The sequence below is a fragment of the Erysipelothrix amsterdamensis genome, from assembly GCF_940143175.1.
Lineage (GTDB): Bacteria > Bacillota_I > Bacilli_A > Erysipelotrichales > Erysipelotrichaceae > Erysipelothrix > Erysipelothrix amsterdamensis.
This window is the reverse complement of record NZ_OW659496.1, coordinates 1,258,266-1,277,744: the sequence shown is the minus strand read 5'-3', so window position 1 is coordinate 1,277,744 and position 19,479 is coordinate 1,258,266. Positions and strand designations below refer to the sequence as shown.

The window sequence follows — 19,479 nt, the reverse complement described above, 5'->3', positions numbered from 1 at the left end:
AAAAGAAGGAGTGATTTTATGGTGATGTTTCCCAATGATTGGATGGGTTACTTAAATGGGGTTATTATTATTTGGTTTGCGGTGACCCTTTATATTGGATATAAGAAAGGTTTGTTGCTGCAGCTCGTTGATGTTGTGGGAACTTTTGTATCGCTTTTTGCAGCATGGATTTTCGCACCTGTATTTGTGCAAATATTCCAATTCTTCAAAGCATCTGGAACTGGGTTTCTAACCATTAATCAACTCGTTGTACATCAAATGAATCAGTTGATATGGTTCGTAATTTTATTCGTTGTGATTCGTGTGGTTTTATTGCTGGTAACACCGCTTGCAACCATAATTTCAAAAGTTCCATTAGTAAAACAAGTGAATTCTGCAATTGGTGGTGTCTTCAGCGTTGCGTTTTTTGCACTTAAGCTCGTGTTGATTTGTGTCTTTTTAACAACACCGATTGTTAAAAATGGTCAAGAAATCATCGACAATACCTGGTTGGTGTATGTCGAACGCGCAGCAACACCGATTTTAGGATCATTTGATGACTTTATGAATCAAAATGCTGCGATTCAAAGTATTATTACAGATCAACAGTTATCTCCAAGCCAGCAAACCGCTATGGTGAAGTGGCTTGAAAAACACGGATTTAATGAAGTACAGATTAGGGAGTATTTAGAAAAATATGAATAATACATCGTCTCGATTAGAGTTCGATAAAGTGCTTGAGCGAATAGCTCATTATGCATCCTTTTCATTGGGTAAGGAAGCGGTTTTAAATACGGTTCCTTCATTTTCCTCACTAATTGTGAAGCGTGATTTAGCGCGTGCTAAAGATGCATTACAATTAGTAGTTGTTAATGGTTCTATGTCATTTGGTGGCATCACAGATGTCGCCTATGCTTTAACACTTGCTGAAAAGGGTGGAACTTTATCGGTAGAAGATATAGTAGATGTTGGACGCTTTATGCAAGGTCTTGAACGTCTTAAAAAACAATTTAAAAATTTAGAAGGATCTTATCCTGCGCTTGAGGATTTGTTCGAAAGTTTGGAAGTTACGGAGTCAACACTGAAACATATCGAACATTGTTTTGGAGAACAGGGTGAAGTCTTAGATCGCGCAAGTACACACTTAGGTGAACTGAGACGTCAAAGTAAAGCGCTTGAACAAAATATAGAAAATAAAACTCAAGAGTTTTTAACAAAAAATCGTGCAATGCTTAGTGAAGCTGTTGTTTCGTTACAACACGGACGTCGGACATTTTTAGTGAAACCTTCAGATAAATATAAACTTGAAGGTACAATTTATGGTGAATCAGCGAGCGGGCAGTCGGTTTATTTTGAGCCTGCCTTTTTAGCGCGAATGCAAAATGAATATCAAAGTCTTATTCACCAAGAACAAACTGAAATCGAACGCATTTGTCGCGAAACGTCAAATTTGATCGCACACGATGCACAACAACTTAGTGCTGACCTTGATACTGTAGCCATCATCGACTGCCTTTTTGCGAAAGCGGAGTGGGGAGCACATCATGATGCGGTGGTCGCAACACTAACGCAAGATCGATTGAACTTAAAAAATGCACGTCATCCATTAATTAATCCTAAAGAGGTTGTCGCAAACACGTATACACTGACCCCGCCTCATAAAATGATTTTAATCAGTGGTCCGAATACCGGGGGAAAAAGTGTAAGTTTAAAGACAATGGGATTATCCATTCTCATGACTTTAGCCGGATGTCCAATCTGTGCGGAATCTGCTGAAGTGATGTTGGTTGACCAGTTGTTTGTGGATATTGGAGATCAACAGTCTATTGAAAAATCATTATCGTCGTTTTCCGCTCATATGGAAACCATGACAAAAGTTAATGCACAAGCAACTTCGAAATCAATTGTGTTGTTGGATGAGTTAGGTTCGCAAACCGATCCTTTAGAAGGTGAAAGTTTGTCGATGGCAATTCTGGATCATTTTAGAGATGTTGGGTGTTGGGTTATTGCAACGACGCACTTTTCACGACTTAAAAAATACGGTACTCAATATGAAGATATTCTCATTGCAAGTGTTGAATTTGATCTACAGAACCTCAAGCCTACCTATCGTTATCGTGAAAATGTCATGGGTGAATCCAATGCGTTTGCGATTGCTAAACGTTTAGGTTTACAAGCCGATATTATTGACCGTGCGTTTAAATACAAACAAGAAGGTCAGTATGAAGCAGATCACTTACTTGAAATTCTCGAAGCGAAAATTAATGAACAAGATAAACTTGAACAAGAACTTTTAAAAGAAAAAGAAGCAGTTGAAAATCTTAAACACGAAGCACTTATGAAACAAAAAGCGCTTGAAGCCGAGTTTGTTCGTAAAGAACAAGCTTTGCGTGAGGAAAATGAAGCGTTATTGGAACAAATGGTTGAAGAGGCTGAACGACAATTAGATGTTTTAAATAAAACAAACCGTCCAGATCTTCGAAAAAAAGCAGTAAAGCAAATTCAATCATTACAAGCTGAAACAGCTGTTGATGAAACCATCGGTAAAGGGGACCGCGTCCAATTGAAATCCACAAACCAGGTGGGTGTTGTTGATTCAATTGAAAAAAATACTGCGTTTGTATCGATTGGTGGATTAAAAGTTAATGTCGACTTAGGGAAACTTACACGGGTTGCAGGACCTGCCAAAAAAGTGAAAGTAAAACCAACACGAAGTCACAGTGTGGATGCGCGTTCGTCGTTTAAAACAGAGTTAAACATCATTGGCCTGCGTGTTTCAGAAGCGATGCCTCAGGTAGAGAAATACATTGATGAATGTGTACTTCATAAAGTACCAACCTTTAGAATCATTCATGGCCACGGTACGGGTCAGCTGCGTACTGCGGTTCACCAAACACTTCGCCGCAATAAAAATGTAGGCTCCTATGAATTAGGCGGTGTTGGTGATGGTGGTATGGGTGCAACCATTGTGAAGTTAAAACAATGACACGCTCAACGATTGAGGAAAAACTTAGACGTTTGCCCATGGAGCCGGGTTGTTATCTCATGAAAAATAAGAATGGGGAAATCATATATGTAGGGAAAGCGAAGCGGTTAAAGAATCGCGTAAGTTCCTACTTTACGGGTGCCCATGATCATAAAACAACACGTATGGTTCGCCAAATTGATGATTTCGAATTTATCATTACAAGTACAGAGAAAGAATCTTTAATTCTAGAAATTAATTTAATTAAAGAACATCGGCCTCAATTCAATATCATATTTATGGATGATAAATCGTATCCATATCTAAAAATTCCACGAGAAGGAAAACCGGAAGTTTTGGTTGCGCGAGATCGTAAGCAATCCAAGCAATTTCATTATTTTGGTCCGTATCCTGATGCGACAGCGGCCCGTGATATGGCCCGTCTTCTAAATGACTCAGTGCCTACTGGAGATACATTATTACCCAATACTTTAGCTATTTACAGCGCGTTTAATCGCACAGGTAAACGTTATACACCGGAAGAACTGGATGTTTGGCGTCAAAATGTGATGAGTATTTTAAATGGTAATATAAAGCCGTTTAAGGATGAGTTGGAGCGGAAAATGCTTGAAGCAAGTCAATCTTTAAATTTTGAGTTGGCACAAGTCTATAAAGAAAAGCTGCATGCTTTGGACTATATTGGTGACAAACAACAAGTTCAATTTTCTTTAAATGAACGGTTTGATTTGTTTCACTTTGCATATTATCAAGGGTATATCGCGATTGTAGGTCTCTTTGTTCGTGGTGGTCGCTTGTTAGAGCGTAGCATGGCGGTTGAGGCATGTATGGAAGAACCACTCGATGCTTTTGTTTCTTTTATTGCACAATTCTATGAGAACCAACCGCTTCCTAAAACAATATATGTTCCAGATTTAGTGGACGCAGAAGAGTTGGGAGAGGTTTTGGGTGCAGATGTAAAAGTGCCACTTCGTGGTAAGAAAAAGACGTTGTTGGAAATTACGCAAAAAAATGCGCAACAACAACTTGATGATCAGTTCTCGATTCTTCGTGAACGCCAACAATTTAAAGATGAAGCGTTAAGCGATTTAAGTGATGCTTTAGGTATGAGTTCGTTGATTCATCGTATTGAGGTTTTTGATAACTCTCATATTTCAGGAGCTTTCGCAGTTTCTGCCTGTGTTGTTTATGATGATGGTGAACCGAATAAAAACCAATATCGTCGTTATAAATTACATCAAGGGAATGATGATGTTGCTTCGATGAAGGAAGTTTTGTATCGTCGATATTTCCGTTTAATGCGAGAATCTAAACCAATGCCGGATTTAATTTTAGTTGATGGTGGGAAACCTCAGCTTAATGCAGCGTTAGAGGTTCTCAGTGACCTTGAACTTGATTTAAGGGTTTGTTCCTTGGTAAAGGATGATCGTCACCGTACGCATGCTTTAATGCGTGAAGATGGAACCTTAATTACGATTAATAAAACAAGTCCGCTCTTTAATTTCCTTATGCAAATGCAAGATGAAGTACACCGTTTTGTTATAACGTATCACCGTAATTTAAGAAAAAAAGCGATGACACGCTCCATTCTTGATGAAGTAAGTGGATTGGGTAAAGTAAGACAGAAGGAACTTTATAAGAAATTTGGATCTCTGAAGAATATTCGTGCGGCTTCTTTAGAAACGCTTCAGAGTGTTTTACCAGAAGATGTTGCGAGTGATTTGTATGATATACTACATATAGATTGGAATGATTATCATGAAAAAAATTAAGACCTTGGGGATTTTTGATTCTGGTCTTGGCGGTTATAGTGTTTATCAATACCTAAAACAGCGTCTTGATCCTGTTTCTTTGGTTTTGTATGCAGATCAAAAAAACGCCCCCTATGGAAATCAATCGGATGACGCCATCATTGCTTACACTCTTCAAGCGATGAAGTGGTTCCACAATCACGACATTATGGATGTCGTGATTGCTTGTAATACAGTTTCAGCCGTTGCGCTTGCCACTGCACGAAATCATTTCCCAGATATGAATTTGATTGGTATCATCGAATTAACGGTTGGACAAATTGAAGCGAAAGCTGATACTTGTGTTGGTGTTGTATCGACACTTGCAACCTTCAATGCACATGCATATCGCAATTTTATTCAAGAAAAAGGATTGATTGACGTTAGGGAAATTGCCCTTCCTGAATTGGTCAATATTATCGAGGGTTTGAATCAAAACTTAGAATTGGATACCTATTTGGAAAATGAATTAAAACCAATTCTTGAGACAACGGATCTTATTTTAGGTTGTACGCATTATCCACTCGTGTATGATGCTTTTATAAAAATATATACGGGTCAAATTCATGATTCAAGACGTCCGATTTATGAATATGTTGCGATGAACTATGCGTTTTTAACAACATCATGCAAGACCTTAACAACAGGTGACGCTCAAAAAATGGAAAGACAAATTGAAAGTCTTTTTGGATCGATAGAAAAGGTGGAAACAATATGACAGAAATTATCGTTTGCAGTGATAACCATGGTAAGAAAAAAGTTCTCGACGCAATTTTACAAAAATATCCTCATGCGGATGCCTACATTCATTGTGGCGATAATGAACTTGATTATGAATCCATGAAACCTTTTAGCGCAGTTACAGGCAATAACGATACCTTTTATAAATATCCAGAATCATTGGTCGTAGATGTAAAAGGCACGCGTATTTTTGTGGCTCATGGTCATTTAATGCGTTATCGCCATATAGAAGATGATATTATCGCGCTCGCAAAGGAACACCGTTGCACGATTGCGTGTTATGGACATACCCATGTTCCCGTCGTCAAAGATGTGGATGGGATTCTTTTGATTAATCCAGGTTCGCTCTATTATAATCGCGATGGATCACCAACATGTTTCGCAAAAATCACGATTACAGAAGATAAAGTAACCGTAGAGGAATTATTTGAAAGAGATTTATAAAAAGCATTGTATTCTATGCGTCTTAATGATATTATTGTAGACGCATAGAGCACAATTTGTCTCCGTAGCTCAGTGGATAGAGCACGCGCCTTCTAAGCGTGTGGTCGGGAGTTCGAATCTCTCCGGGGACGCCAAATTTAAACAATAACACCAATTATTTGGTGTTTTTTTTATGTTTTCCATAAAAATTCACATAAAATATAATCTACGCGATAAAATGAATTTAACAATAGGATTTTATGTGAAAATTTAGTACAATTATACAAGAACTTTATATGGAGGGGCATATGAAAGTAAAAAAGAAATACATTATTGGATTTTTTGGATTATTGGTCTTTTGCTTAGGATGTGGCGTTGGATATTTCCAAGGAATATCCAAGAAAACAGTTGAACAACAGCCCCCAAAAATTATGAAAAAGAACCTTATCAATACAAAGCGTTCAAAAATTACAAAAACAGAGCAACAGGACGATTTAGAACCTGAAACGGCGGATCATTTTGTTGAGGATTATCGAAGTGAAGAAACTCCCATTCCCTTTGATACACTTGAAAAAAATGATGAAAGTATGAATCAGGGAGAAACGATTACAGATCAAGAAGGAAAAGCAGGACTGAAACGAACAGTTTACAAAGAACTCTATAAAAATAACGATTTGGTTGATTCTTCGGTTCAATATACGGAAGTTGTTTATGCTCCTGTTGATGAAATTACGCGGGTTGGAATCAAAGAAATTATCGTGAATTCGGAGCAAATTGATAAAGAAGCATCGCTTTTAATGTTTAATCATGTGAATCAGATTCGAAAAGATCATCAGTTAGATGTTTTAACATGGTCAGAGTCTCTATTTGAGTATGCTGGGATTCGTGCAGTGGATCTTGAGAAAAGTTTTGAACACCGTCGTCCAGATGGGAGTTCTTGGGATAGTCTAAATCCTCAATTAATCTTTGCGGAGAATTTAGCGAAACGTGCGTTTTCAGTAGAAAGTGCCATGAATGGCTTTATGGAATCACCCAGCCATCGAGCAAATATTTTAGATGATTTTAAGTCGGGTGCGTGTGCACTTTACCAAGCCCCTGATGGGAATTGGTATTGGGTTCAACTATTCGGATATTGATATGGTCTTGTCTGAAATGAAAACTAAGGTTATTATAGATTGAGTATGTGGAGGTAAAGCATGGGTCGAATTAAGTATTATTTTAGAAGATTAAAAGCATTAGATTATAAAAATATGTGGCGAATTGCTGGTGTCATTAGTAAAGAAACAGGTAAATTTAGATTGTTTATTCTTTTAGATATGATTGGATGTTCATTTATCTATCAGTCGGGTTATTTAGATTACTTCGAGTTTGAGTTTTATTTATTGAATCGTGCGGAACGCAAGACGTTTATTACCGGCGGTATCGCAAACTCTATCATCGTAAAATATAATCAGAAAGAATTCAGACATAAATTTGCAGATAAGTCAGAATTTAATAAAGTATTTCGAGAGTATATTGGGCGTGATTTTGTCGATTTACGCGAATCATCAGATGACTTAGTTAAAGCGTTTTTAGCAGGACATGATGTTGTAATGGCAAAAGTGACAGATAGTCTTATGGGATATGGCGTGGAACGTTTTGTTACGGCAGAAATTGAAGATTTTGAGTTGTTTAAAAAAGAACGTATGGAACGCCGTCAGTTTTTAATTGAGGAGTATTTTGTTCAACATGAAGCAATGTCTTCCCTTTATCCTGAAAGTGTCAATACACTTCGTATGATTACATTTTTCGACGGTAAGGATGTTCATGTGCTTGAAGGTGTTTTAAAAATTGGTAATGGAGGGCACTTGGATAATTTTGGTGCTGGTGGAATGTATACGGTCTTGGACGATGGTGGCAAAGTTTTATATCCAGCATTTGATAAAGATGCAGTTGCTTTTAAAAAGCACCCTATTACAGGTACTGAGATTGTTGGTTTTCAAGTTCCGCTATACAATGAAATTGTTGAGATGCTTGATCGTGCGGCACGTGAAGTTCCGCAAATCCAATATGTTGGATGGGATGTCGCAATTGGTCAAAAAAGACCTTCTCTCATCGAAGGAAATTACAATACTGGCGTATTCCAAATGAAACCAAGTTTAACCGGTTCTAAGGAAGGCTTATTACCGAAATTTCGAAAAGTTATCGATATTTAAACCTCGACATCGTCGAGGTTTTATTTTTGTTTCGAACCCTTTTAAAAGATAAGCAAAACAAATGCGTTACTTTTGTTTTTTATCAAACAAAAGTGTGTTAAAATGAAACAGTATGAAAGGAAAAGTATGAACAACTATTATGAAACTTGCATGGACTCAATTCAGAGCTTTCTTGACGAAGGAAAAACGCGTGAGGCACTTGTGCTTATCGACGAAGAATTGAGAATGCCTTATGTACCCGAACCATATTTTACACAACTTCAAACAATTCGTGATTCACTACGAATTGATACAACCCCATCAAGTAAATACTACGAAGATATTGAAGACCTGGAGGAAGCATTCCGCGGTAATGAACTTTTACAACATAAAGCCATTATTTCTTTGGAACGAATGAATCTACGTAATGAACTATCACATATTAAAAAATGGCTCGTAGATGAATACATCGAAGATTGGATTAAAAAGCAAATTTTGTTTTTTTTGATTGATCAATCGATTGATATGGAGTTACATTTAAAGTTAAAGATGACGGAACATGTGATCGATACATCACAATTGGAAAATCCATTTGAATCCACATCGTATCAATCATGTGTGTTACAACTGGGTGATATGCTTGAATCTGAAAATCCGAGTTTATTGATTCTTTGTCTTGGTGCTCTGGAGCAACGTGTACTCGACGCATTTCCAGTACCAATTAAAGATTTAAAAGCTGAGGAGATTTTAGATACAGTGAACACTTATTTGTATAAAGTATAAAGAATGCAAAAATCACTCGTTTCAGTTAAAATAGAGTGGTGGTAAGTTTTTAGCACTCGTGTGTTGACTGTGCTAAAAGTTATGTTATAATAGTGAAGTACTAGGAGGACAAACATGAAATCTACATGGACATTAAATGAAAACTCAACAGGATTATTAACTGTTGAAGTTGAAGAAAAAGCTTGGAAAAAAGCACAAGATAAAACTTTAGAAAATGCAATTAAAAACGTTGAAATTCAAGGGTTCCGTAAAGGACAAGCACCTAAGGAATTAGCTCGTAAACAAGTAAACGAACAAATGATTATGATGGATGCAGTTAATGCAATCGCTAATGAAGCATTTGTTGCGGGAATGGTTGAACAAAAAATTGAACCCGTAGCAACACCAGAATTAGACATTGAAGCAATGACTGAAGACGCATTAACATTGAAATTTATCGTTACAGTTAAACCAGAAGTTGAACTTGGCGAATATAAAGGCCTTGATATCAAACGTAAACGTATCACAGTATCTGCTAAAGATATCGAAGCAGAACTTGTTAAATTACAAGAAGAACAAGCAGAATTACAACTTAAAGATGGCGCAGTAGAAAACGGCGATACAGTTGTAATGGATTTTGAAGGATTTAAAGACGGTGTTGCATTTGAAGGTGGTAAAGGCGAGAACTATACATTAGAAATTGGTTCAAACTCATTTATTCCAGGTTTCGAAGAAGCAATGATCGGTATGGTTTCAGAAGATGAAAAAGATTTAGATATCACTTTCCCAGAAGAATACCATGTAGAAGACCTAGCTGGTCAACCAGTTGTCTTCAAAGTTAAATTACACGAAGTAAAAACAAAAGTGTTACCAGAATTAAACGATGAGTTTGTTGAATTGTTAGATGATGAAGAAATTACATCATTAGATGCACTTAAAGATTCAATTAAGAAAAATCTTAAAGCACAACGTGAACAAGCAGAAGAAGATCGCGTAAATGAAGAACTTGTTGAAACAATTTCAAACAATGCGAAAATTGACATTCCAGCAGCAATGATTGAAGAAGAATTAAACCAAATGTTTAATGAATTCAACCAACGTCTTGCACAACAAGGTATGAACTTCGATCTTTACTCACAAATTCTTGGACAATCTAAAGAAGATGTTAAAGAACAAATGCGTGAAGATGCAGAAAAACGTGTACGCACTCGCTTAACACTTGAAAAAATTGCTGAAGTTGAAGGATTAAAAGTAGAAGACGAAGAAATTGAAAAAGAATTTACAACAATTTCTGAAGCATACGGCATGGAACTTGACCAAGTTAAAAACTTAGTTTCACCAGATGCTATCGGATACGATATCTTATTACGAAAAGCGATGGAGCTAGTACAAGAAACTCTTGCTTAATTAAAAGACGCTTAGCGTCTTTTTTATCCTTAAAGGAGGGATTGCTATGAGCGAAAAAAATATAACAATAAGCGTTCCTGTTGTTGCAACGCGCGGTGTTATTGTGTTTCCAGAACAAGAAATTATGATTGAGGTTGGACGTCATAAAAGCATGAATGCAATTGATGAAGCAGAAAAGTTCTTTAATGGACAAGTAGTGCTTGTTAGTCAAAAAGACATTCTTGTGGATGATCCACGTCAAGATGAACTTTTTGAGTTTGGATCACTTGTTAATATCAAAGCTGTTAAACGTAAACAAGGCTTTTTACGTGTTACATTTACAGGATTAAAACGTGTAAAAATCGATACATTAAATGATGATGGACGCATGCTTTTTGGTGCCGTTACAGCATTGGAAGATGTTATTGGCGAAGAAAATGAAGAAATGGCATTGGTTCGTCGTATCACAAATGAAATCGAACAGGTTTCTGTTCAAAATATAACGATTCCTACTGAAATTGTTAATCAATTAACGATGGGTGTATCTGCATCTCAATTGAGTGATCAATTTGCTCAATACTTCCCACTTCAACTTGAACGCAAGCAGGAATTACTTGAAGAACTTAGTGTAAATGAAAGACTTCTTATGATTATTGAAGAAATTCAACGTGAGCATACACTTGCTCAAATTGAAAACACTATCAATGAGAAAGTTAAAGATCGTGTTGAAGAAAACCAACGTGAATATTACCTAAGAGAAAAAATGCGTGCTATTCGTGAAGAATTGGGTGATGTTGGTGATGTTGGTGAGGACAGTGATGAGTTCCGCGAAATGATCGAGAACAACCCTTATCCAGAGTATGTTAAGGAAAAAGCAATGGAAGAGTTGCGACGTTATGAAATGTTACCCCAAGCATCGGGTGAGTCTGGAGTTGTGCGTTCATATTTAGAATGGCTCTTGAAGACACCATGGTGGCAACAAACGGAAGATATTAAAGATTTAAATCTTGTACGTGAAAAACTGGATGATGATCATTTTGGATTAGATAAAGTTAAAGATCGTATTATGGAGTATCTTGCAGTAAAAGAAATGACTGGGAATTTAGAAGCTCCAATCATTTGTTTAGTGGGTCCTCCAGGAGTTGGGAAAACATCACTTGCAAAATCAATTGCCGATTCACTTGGTCGTGAATTTGTAAAAGCATCTGTAGGTGGGGTACGTGATGAAGCGGAAATCCGTGGTCACCGTCGTACTTATCTTGGATCATTACCTGGACGTATTATTCAGGGAATGAAAAAAGCAGGTGTCGTGAATCCAGTGTTCTTGATCGATGAAATTGATAAAATGGCATCCGATTACAAGGGCGATCCTTCAAGTGCAATGCTCGAGGTGTTGGATCCTGAACAAAATAAAATGTTTAGTGATAACTACTTAGAAGAACCTTATGATTTATCAAATGTTATGTTCGTTGCGACTGCAAACTATTTAGGTGATATTCCTGAAGCGTTACGCGATCGTTTAGAAATTATTCAACTCAGTTCCTATACTGAAGAAGAAAAACTGAATATCGCGAAAGAACACTTGATACCAAAACAATTGGAATCAAACGGACTCAAAAAATCTCAATTCCGTATGAGTGATGCACAATTACGTTATGTAATTCGTCACTATACACGTGAAGCGGGTGTTCGACAATTAGAACGCGTAATCGCATCATTATGTCGAAAAACAGTTCTTGCAATCTTAAAAGACGGCAAGAAAACAATCACAATCAATAAAGAACTTATTACCGAATGGTTAGGCCAAATTATTTTCGAATATGGTCAAAAAGAGAAGAAAGACCAAGTAGGTGTTGTAACGGGTCTTGCTTATACTCAATTTGGTGGGGATGTGCTCCCAATCGAAGTAACCACCTATGAAGGTAAGGGTCGTCTTGTTGTGACGGGTCAATTAGGTGATGTAATGAAAGAATCTGCAGAAATTGCAATGGGATATGTTAAGAGTCATGCTCGTAGCTTAAACATTGCACCGGATTTCTTTGAAAAACATGACGTTCAAGTTCATGTGCCTGAAGGTGCTGTTCCGAAAGATGGTCCTTCCGCAGGGGTTACCTTCACCACTGCATTAATTAGTGCTTTAACGGATAATAAAGTACGTGCGAATCTTGCGATGACTGGTGAAATTACATTGCGTGGAAATGTCTTGCCAATTGGTGGTTTGAAAGAAAAATCACTGGCTGCACACCGTGTAGGTATTAACCGTATCGTTATTCCAAAATTAAATGAAAAAGACTTAGCAGAAGTTCCCGATGTTGTTAAGGAAAGTGTTACATTTATTCCATGCGAAACCATTGAAGAAGTGTTGAAAGAAGCGCTTATTTAATGGCTTGGAAGACAAATGATGCGCAGTTGATTATTTCAGCTGCGCATTCGTCTCAATTTCCAGAGACGGGACAAAAAGAAATTGTCATGGTTGGAAAATCAAATGTTGGAAAATCTTCATTGATCAATGCCATTACAAATCGTAAAAAACTCGCTTATGTTGGACAAACACCTGGAAAAACGCGATTAATCAACTTCTATCATATTAATGAAGAAGTCATCTTAACCGATGTACCGGGTTATGGTTTCGCAAATCGATCCAAACAGGAGCAAATTCATTATGGGACTTTAATGGATAGTTATTTTGAACTGCGTCACCCATCTGTTATGCTCGTTCTTGTAGATGTGCGTCGTGGCGTAAGTCAAGATGATCTTATGATGATTCAATTCGCAATTCATTATGGGATTCGTTATGCACTTGTCTTATCAAAAGTTGATAAATTATCAAAGAATAAAATTAATAACATCAAACGGGATGTATTTAAAGAATTCCCAGATGTTACAGTACTTGAATTTTCAACTCTTAAAAATGAGACACGTGATCCAATAATTAAGTTTATTGAACAGAATATTTAATAATAAGTAGCGTTAAATTCAATTTAATTGCTATCGAATACATGAGAGGGACGAAAATGAAAAAATTATTTTGGAAAATTAAGTATTATTTTAAACGTCTTTTTAGTATGGATTTTTCAGGATTTAAGAATGCAATCCAATATGCCCATGAAAAGAGTGGTCGTTCTCGTATCGTTCTATTCTTTGATATGGTTTGGTGTTCATTCAAGTATACAGCAGGCTACGTTGATTACAATGAGTTTGAATTTTATGATTTAAACAGTAAGCAGCGCGAGACGTTTATTACTTTAGGTCATTCTGCGCGTATTGCGAAGTACTATAACGATCCAGAATATCTTGATATTTTTGATGATAAGTCGATTTTTGTGAAGCGTTTTAGTGATTTCGTTCACCGCGATACATTTGATATTCGCGAAAGTGATGCTCAAGGTCTTGAAGCTTTTGTTCGTAAGCACGGTAAGGTTATGGCTAAGCGAACAACTGATTATGTTGGGCGAGGAATTGAAGTTGTTGATGTGAATGAAAATCCAGATCTTGATTTTGAGAAGTTATATGTTGCACTGATGGACAACCGTCAATATCTCATTGAAGAGTTCTTCAAGCAACATCCTAAGATGAATGAATTGTCACCTACGAGTGTGAACACCTTACGTGTCATTACATTTTTAGATGATGAAAACATTCCAAGAATTTTGGTATCAGTCCTAAAATCAGGTCTTGGAAGTCACGTTGACAACATTGGTCAAGGGGGTATGTATACCATTCTTGATGAATCGGGAACAGTTGTATATCCATTTATTGATAAAAACTGTAATCAACATACGAAGCATCCAATTATAGGAACTGACTTAATTGGTTTTAAAGTTCCTCATTATGAACAACTTATTTCAAGTATTCAAGAAGCTTGTCTTGTAATTCCTCAAGTTCGTTATATGGGGTGGGATGTTGCAGTTGGGGTTGATGGTCCGGAGATTATCGAAGGAAATTCGTCCACAGGTCCATTCCAAGTAATTCCAAGTATGTCTGATGAAAAAGTCGGTGTAAAACCAATTTACGATCAATATATTAAAACTTATTAAAGAGCGCAAGCTCTTTTTTTATATTCGAGGGTTCAATTGACGTGTAAGTGTGTATATGATAAAATAAGATAAATCGTTGAACAAGAAGAGTAACCCTTGTATTAAGCAAAGAGAATTGTTGGTTGGTGTGAAACAATCTTATGCACTGGTGAATGTAGCTTGGGAGATTGATGTCTGAACTTAAGTAAGATGTTACGTGGCCCGCGTTAACGGCAATGAGGCATACATATGTATGTAAATTAAGGTGGTACCACGATTCATCGTCCTTTGGATGGTGTTTTTTTTATTTTGTAGGAGGAATTATGAAGCCAACGACAGATTTAAGACTCGAAACGGAACGATTGGTTCTTCGTCCTGTGGTTATGGAAGATGCAGATGATATGTATCTTTATGCGCGAACGTATCAGGTATCACGCATGACACGATTTAAACCTCATCAAAGTGTTGAGGATACAAAACAGGTAATCGAAGATGTCTTTTTATCCCGACCAAGTAAAGGTTGGCCTGAAGCATTTGCGATTACTTTAAAAAATAATGGTCGAATGATTGGTACCTGTGATTTTTGGCCGGTTAGTGCATCAGAAGGTGTCTATGAAATGGGCTATGCACTGAATCCACGATTTTGGGGATTAGGTCTTGTGACCGAAGCAGCATCTGCCATCTTGGATTTCGCATTTGAAAATTATGATGTGCGTCGTATGGAACTCAAACACTTAAAGTGTAACCCAGCTTCCGGTGCTGTCGCACGTAAATTAGGTTTTATTGAAGAAGGCATTAAACGTCAATCGGCAAAGTTTGAAGACGGATATGAAGATGTCATATGTTATGGACTACTCAAGGAGGAATATTATGACCGAGAAATTAGCGAAGAAGTATGCTCACAACGAAATTGAATTAAATAAATACAATGAATGGATTGAGAAAGGTTATTTTACTGCAGGGGATACATCAAAAACGCCATATTCTTTAGTAATCCCACCGCCAAATGTTACTGGGAAATTACATCTTGGGCATGCATGGGATAATACCCTACAAGATATTATCATTCGTTATCAACGTCTCTTGGGTAAGGATGCACTTTATTTACCAGGAATGGATCATGCGGGAATTGCAACTCAAGCTAAAGTTGAACAGAAAATGCGCGAACAAGGAATTTCTCGTTACGACCTTGGGCGAGAAGCGTTTTTAGAAAAGTCCTGGGAATGGAAAGATGAATATGCTGGGCATATTCGAGAACAATGGTCTAAACTTGGGATTTCTGTGGATTATTCTCGTGAACGTTTTACATTGGATGAAGGTTTAAACCAAGCAGTAAATAAAGTGTTTGTAGATTTATACAATGACGGGTTAATTTTCCAAGGTTACCGAATTATCAACTGGGATGTTGAGGCTCAAACGGCACTGTCTAACATCGAAGTTATCCATAAGGAAGTTGAAGGTAATTTCTATACTTTTGATTATACTGTATTGGAAACCGGTGAAACGCTTAAAGTGTCTACGACACGCCCAGAAACAATGTTTGGAGATGTTTGTATTGTGGTTCATCCGGAAGATTCTCGATACACCCATGTAGTTGGTAAACATGCAATCAACCCTGCAAATGGAGAGTCTTTACCTATTATTACGGATGATTATATTGATATTGAATTTGGTACAGGTGTTATGAAATGTACACCTGCCCATGATCCTAATGACTTCGTGATTGGTGAAAAATATGGATTAGAGATGCCAATTTGTATGAATCCTGATGGAACTATGAATGAACTTGCGGGTAAATATCAAGGCATGGAACGTTTTGAATGTCGTAAAGCTTTGGTTGCGGATATTGAAGCAGATGGCAAACTTGTTTCGATTGAAAAGCATATTCATCAAGTTGGTCATTCAGAACGTACGGATGTTATTGTTGAGCCGTATCTTTCAAAACAATGGTTTGTTAAGATGAAACCCTTAGCGGATGAAGTGCTGGCTCACCAAAACGGCGATGATAAAATTAATTTTTATCCAGAACGATTTGAAAATACTTTTACGCGTTGGTTGGATAATATTGAAGACTGGTGTATTTCACGTCAATTGTGGTGGGGACATCGTATTCCAGCATGGTTCCATAAAGAAACTGAGGAAATTTATGTTGGACTTGAAGCACCTGAAGATATTGATAATTGGCGTCAAGATGAAGATGTTTTAGATACATGGTTCTCAAGTGCATTATGGCCATTTTCAACACTAAGTTGGCCTGAAAATACGGAAGATTTAGAACGTTATTATCCGACAAATGTTTTAGTAACAGGATATGACATTATTTTCTTCTGGGTTGCTCGTATGGCCTTCCAAGCACGTTACTTTACCAATTCTCGTCCTTTCGAAGATGTCTTAATCCACGGATTAATTCGTGATCAAGATGGACGTAAGATGAGTAAGTCTTTAGGAAACGGTGTTGATCCCATGGATGTGATCGAAACGTATGGTGTTGATGCCTTGCGTTATTTCTTAACAACCAATTCAACTCCAGGTCAAGATATGCGCTATATGCCCGAAAAAGTTGAGGCATCTTGGAATTTTATAAATAAAATTTGGAATGCTTCGCGTTTTGTATTGATGCATATTGAAGATGATGTTTATCAAATCGAAAAAGCACAATTATCTCAAGTTGATCGTCACATAATTCATAAATTCAACCAAACACTGGAAGAAGTATCCCGTAATATGGATAAATATGAATTTGCTCTTGTTGGGAATACGCTATCTCGTTTTGTTTGGGATGATTTCTGCAGTTGGTATATCGAATTAAGTAAGAGTGGATTGCAAAGTGATGATGAGCATGTAGTATACGCAACAAAAGCAACGTTATCCCACATGCTTAAAAATATTGTCATCCTCTTACATCCATTTATGCCATTTGTTACGGAAGAGATATACTGTGCACTTCCAAATCATTTAGATTCAATTAATATCGAATCATGGCCGGTGGCTGTGGAAATTGAAACTGGAGATCTTGAAGAAGTCGACTTTATGATTGAGGCGATTCAAGCTGTACGTGAGGTGCGTGTAAGTTATGATGTTAAGCCTTCAAAACCTCTCAATGTATCTCTTTTAGATGCAAATAACAGTCCTTATGCATTAAATGAAGTGCTCACCCATATGTTTGAGTCGATGGCTAAAGTTACAATCAATACCTTGCCAGAAGATAGTATTACACAACCCATTCACGGGGGTGCCATTCGATTAATACAAGAAGAACTTGTAGATCGTGAAGCGTTAATTGAAAAGCTCCAAAAAGAAAAACAAAAGCTCGAGAATGAGATTTCTCGTGCTGAAAAAATGCTCTCAAATGAAAAATTTATTGCGAAAGCTCCAGAAGCAAAAGTACTTGAAGAGCGTGGTAAACTTGAAGAATACCGCCGTCAATTAGCACTTGTGTTAGAACAATTACAATAATAAAAGGACCGTCAGGGTCCTTTTAATTTGCTTAATTTAGGATTGTACGTGTATAATCGAACTTAGAAGGATAGGTTATTAAAATGAAATTAGATAAAACAACATTTTCGATCATTGAATTTAAAGAAGAGGTTCAATACTTAGAGGCTAAGGCAGAAGAAGGCTTGATGCTGGAACAATTTGATGGCAATGGATACCATTTTTGTCAGAATGAACCTGCGAAGTTAAACTTTGAAGTTGCGTATACCATTGAACCTATGGATGATGACTTAAAGCAACAATATCTTGATCAAGGATTTATATTGATCTGCACCTATAGCAGTGAGAAAGGTGGTACATATTACTATTTCGCAAGACCGCGTTCAAATGAACCGATTATTTCATTTAACGATGATCGCAGTGAAGTGATAAAAATGATGGTTCACCGCATCGAACGATTTAGTGGAATCGTTATTGGATCATTGTTAGTATTTTTCATCTATTTATATCTAAATTATCGAAATAATCTTTATTTTATAATAATTGGTGCTGGCGGCGTTCTAGCGGTGTATACGTACCAACTTCGTCGCAAAGCAAAAGCAGTACTTGAAGAAATTAGTAAATAACACTGGTAAATCAAGTAAAAATTTACTAAAATCAAGATAGAAGCATGAATCAATAAAAAAAGGAGGATATTATGGCTACCATTAAAGATATTGCATTGAAGGCACATGTAAGTCAGGCAACCGTTTCCAGGATTTTAAATGAAGATCCTACTTTAAGTGTAAAAGATGAAACGCGTGATGAGGTGTTTCGCGTTGCGAAAGAATTGAATTATCGTATTAAGAAGAAAAATAAAAAAGCAGATGTATTGATGGTCGGTATTGTACAGTGGATTTCAAGTAATGAAGAAGAAGAGGATCCATACTACTACTCGTTGCGAATGAGTGTTGAAAATTTTTGTATCAGTCACAAAATTCAAATTAAACGTTACTATAAAGAGAACATGGTTGATGTGTTTCTAGAGGATGACTTGGATGGTTTGGTATGTGTTGGGAAGTTTTCGCACCAACAAGCAAATGACCTTGAACGTCATTGTCCGTCGATTGTATTTGTCGATTCAAATCCTGATTCTCACAAATACTCTGCCGTTGTCCATGACTTAGAAGGTGCGACAGAAGCCGCTATTGGTCATCTTAAGGAGATGGGGCACACACGAATTGGCTATATTGGAGGTCGTGAATATTTAGGTGCAACCAAAATTGAATACGTTGATCGACGTGAAAGTATGTTTAATGAATTAATGAAAAACGATCCTGAGCTTGATTATCATGAAGATAATGTTTATCTTGGAAAGTATACCGCTCAGACTGGATATGCAAGTGTCATTGAAGCGTTAAAGCACGAAGTTGTACCTACAGCTTTTGTTTGCGCAAGTGATACGATTGCGATGGGAGCATTACGTGCACTAGGGGAAATGAAGGGTTCAATTCCTCATCAGATTTCAATTGTTGGTTATAACGATATTGCGAGTGCTAAGTTCTTCAATCCACCTCTAACTACTGTTGCTTTGGATACGAAGTATATGGGAGAGTTGGCGGCGCAACTGCTGACGCTGATGATCGGTTCAAAGAGTTTTATTCCCGTGAAGATTGTTTGTTCTACAAAGTTGGTTATAAGAGAAACGGTATTTTCAGTAAAAACTTTACTGTAAGCGTTGACATAAGCGCTTACATGGGTTATTATGACCTTGCTAGTGGTAAAACATTTACTAGAATTTAGTACAGGAG

16 protein-coding genes, 1 tRNA gene and 1 other annotated feature are annotated in these 19,479 nt (G+C 37.0%); all 17 genes read left to right on the top strand.

Translation table 11 applies throughout. The features are described from left to right. The first annotated feature begins 18 nt into the window (after positions 1–18). The 17 genes from NMG63_RS05970 (at position 19) to NMG63_RS05890 (ending at position 19,403) form a co-directional block, all read left to right on the top strand. On the top strand, positions 19–684 hold the full coding sequence (locus NMG63_RS05970; RefSeq protein WP_123171306.1) for a CvpA family protein: 666 nt from the start codon (positions 19–21) through the stop codon (positions 682–684). After that, positions 677–2,965, top strand: a complete 2,289-nt coding sequence (locus NMG63_RS05965) for an endonuclease MutS2 (protein WP_254006672.1) — start codon at positions 677–679, stop codon at positions 2,963–2,965. Before NMG63_RS05970 ends, NMG63_RS05965 begins: the two co-directional genes overlap by 8 nt. Continuing rightward, entirely contained in the window at positions 2,962–4,734 is a 1,773-nt protein-coding gene (gene uvrC / locus NMG63_RS05960) for an excinuclease ABC subunit UvrC (RefSeq protein ID WP_256478927.1), read from the top strand. The genes NMG63_RS05965 and uvrC overlap by 4 nt, the downstream gene beginning before the upstream one ends. Next, the gene (gene murI / locus NMG63_RS05955; protein ID WP_254006670.1) at positions 4,721–5,470 is read left to right on the top strand and encodes a glutamate racemase; all 750 of its coding nucleotides are present in this window, start codon (positions 4,721–4,723) and stop codon (positions 5,468–5,470) included. The genes uvrC and murI overlap by 14 nt, the downstream gene beginning before the upstream one ends. Next, a complete protein-coding gene (locus NMG63_RS05950) occupies positions 5,467–5,937 on the top strand; it encodes a YfcE family phosphodiesterase (RefSeq protein ID WP_123171310.1) in 471 nt (156 codons plus the stop codon). The genes murI and NMG63_RS05950 overlap by 4 nt, the downstream gene beginning before the upstream one ends. Positions 5,938–5,995: 58 nt before the next feature. Beyond that, a tRNA-Arg gene (locus NMG63_RS05945) sits at positions 5,996–6,071 on the top strand. A 153-nt stretch (positions 6,072–6,224) separates the two neighbouring features. After that, on the top strand, positions 6,225–7,052 hold the full coding sequence (locus NMG63_RS05940) for a G5 domain-containing protein (protein WP_254006669.1): 828 nt from the start codon (positions 6,225–6,227) through the stop codon (positions 7,050–7,052). Positions 7,053–7,112: 60 nt separating this feature from the next. Next, complete coding sequence (locus NMG63_RS05935) at positions 7,113–8,111, top strand: sugar-transfer associated ATP-grasp domain-containing protein (protein WP_254006668.1); 999 nt, start codon at positions 7,113–7,115, stop codon at positions 8,109–8,111. A 126-nt stretch (positions 8,112–8,237) separates the two neighbouring features. Further along, positions 8,238–8,873, top strand: coding sequence for a hypothetical protein (locus NMG63_RS05930; protein ID WP_254006667.1), 636 nt, complete (start codon positions 8,238–8,240; stop codon positions 8,871–8,873). Positions 8,874–8,987: 114 nt separating this feature from the next. Beyond that, on the top strand, positions 8,988–10,259 hold the full coding sequence (tig, locus tag NMG63_RS05925; RefSeq protein ID WP_254006666.1) for a trigger factor: 1,272 nt from the start codon (positions 8,988–8,990) through the stop codon (positions 10,257–10,259). Positions 10,260–10,305: 46 nt separating this feature from the next. Then, a complete protein-coding gene (gene lon / locus NMG63_RS05920) occupies positions 10,306–12,621 on the top strand; it encodes an endopeptidase La (RefSeq protein ID WP_123171314.1) in 2,316 nt (771 codons plus the stop codon). Then, on the top strand, positions 12,621–13,196 hold the full coding sequence (gene yihA / locus NMG63_RS05915; RefSeq protein ID WP_003775342.1) for a ribosome biogenesis GTP-binding protein YihA/YsxC: 576 nt from the start codon (positions 12,621–12,623) through the stop codon (positions 13,194–13,196). Before lon ends, yihA begins: the two co-directional genes overlap by 1 nt. A gap of 56 nt (positions 13,197–13,252) precedes the next feature. Further along, a complete protein-coding gene (locus NMG63_RS05910; protein WP_254006665.1) occupies positions 13,253–14,275 on the top strand; it encodes a sugar-transfer associated ATP-grasp domain-containing protein in 1,023 nt (340 codons plus the stop codon). A 67-nt stretch (positions 14,276–14,342) separates the two neighbouring features. Beyond that, positions 14,343–14,546 (top strand) — a binding site (T-box leader). Positions 14,547–14,577: 31 nt separating this feature from the next. Next, positions 14,578–15,168: a GNAT family N-acetyltransferase gene (locus NMG63_RS05905; RefSeq protein ID WP_254006664.1), complete on the top strand. Its 591-nt coding sequence runs from the start codon at positions 14,578–14,580 to the stop codon at positions 15,166–15,168. Continuing rightward, positions 15,125–17,710, top strand: coding sequence for a valine--tRNA ligase (locus NMG63_RS05900; RefSeq protein WP_254006663.1), 2,586 nt, complete (start codon positions 15,125–15,127; stop codon positions 17,708–17,710). Before NMG63_RS05905 ends, NMG63_RS05900 begins: the two co-directional genes overlap by 44 nt. 83 nt (positions 17,711–17,793) lie before the next feature. Beyond that, positions 17,794–18,315 (top strand): DUF2812 domain-containing protein, encoded by a 522-nt coding sequence (locus tag NMG63_RS05895; protein ID WP_254006662.1) that lies wholly within the window; start codon positions 17,794–17,796, stop codon positions 18,313–18,315. Between the two features lie 71 nt (positions 18,316–18,386). Continuing rightward, positions 18,387–19,403 (top strand): LacI family DNA-binding transcriptional regulator, encoded by a 1,017-nt coding sequence (locus NMG63_RS05890; protein ID WP_254006661.1) that lies wholly within the window; start codon positions 18,387–18,389, stop codon positions 19,401–19,403. Positions 19,404–19,479: the final 76 nt, after the last annotated feature.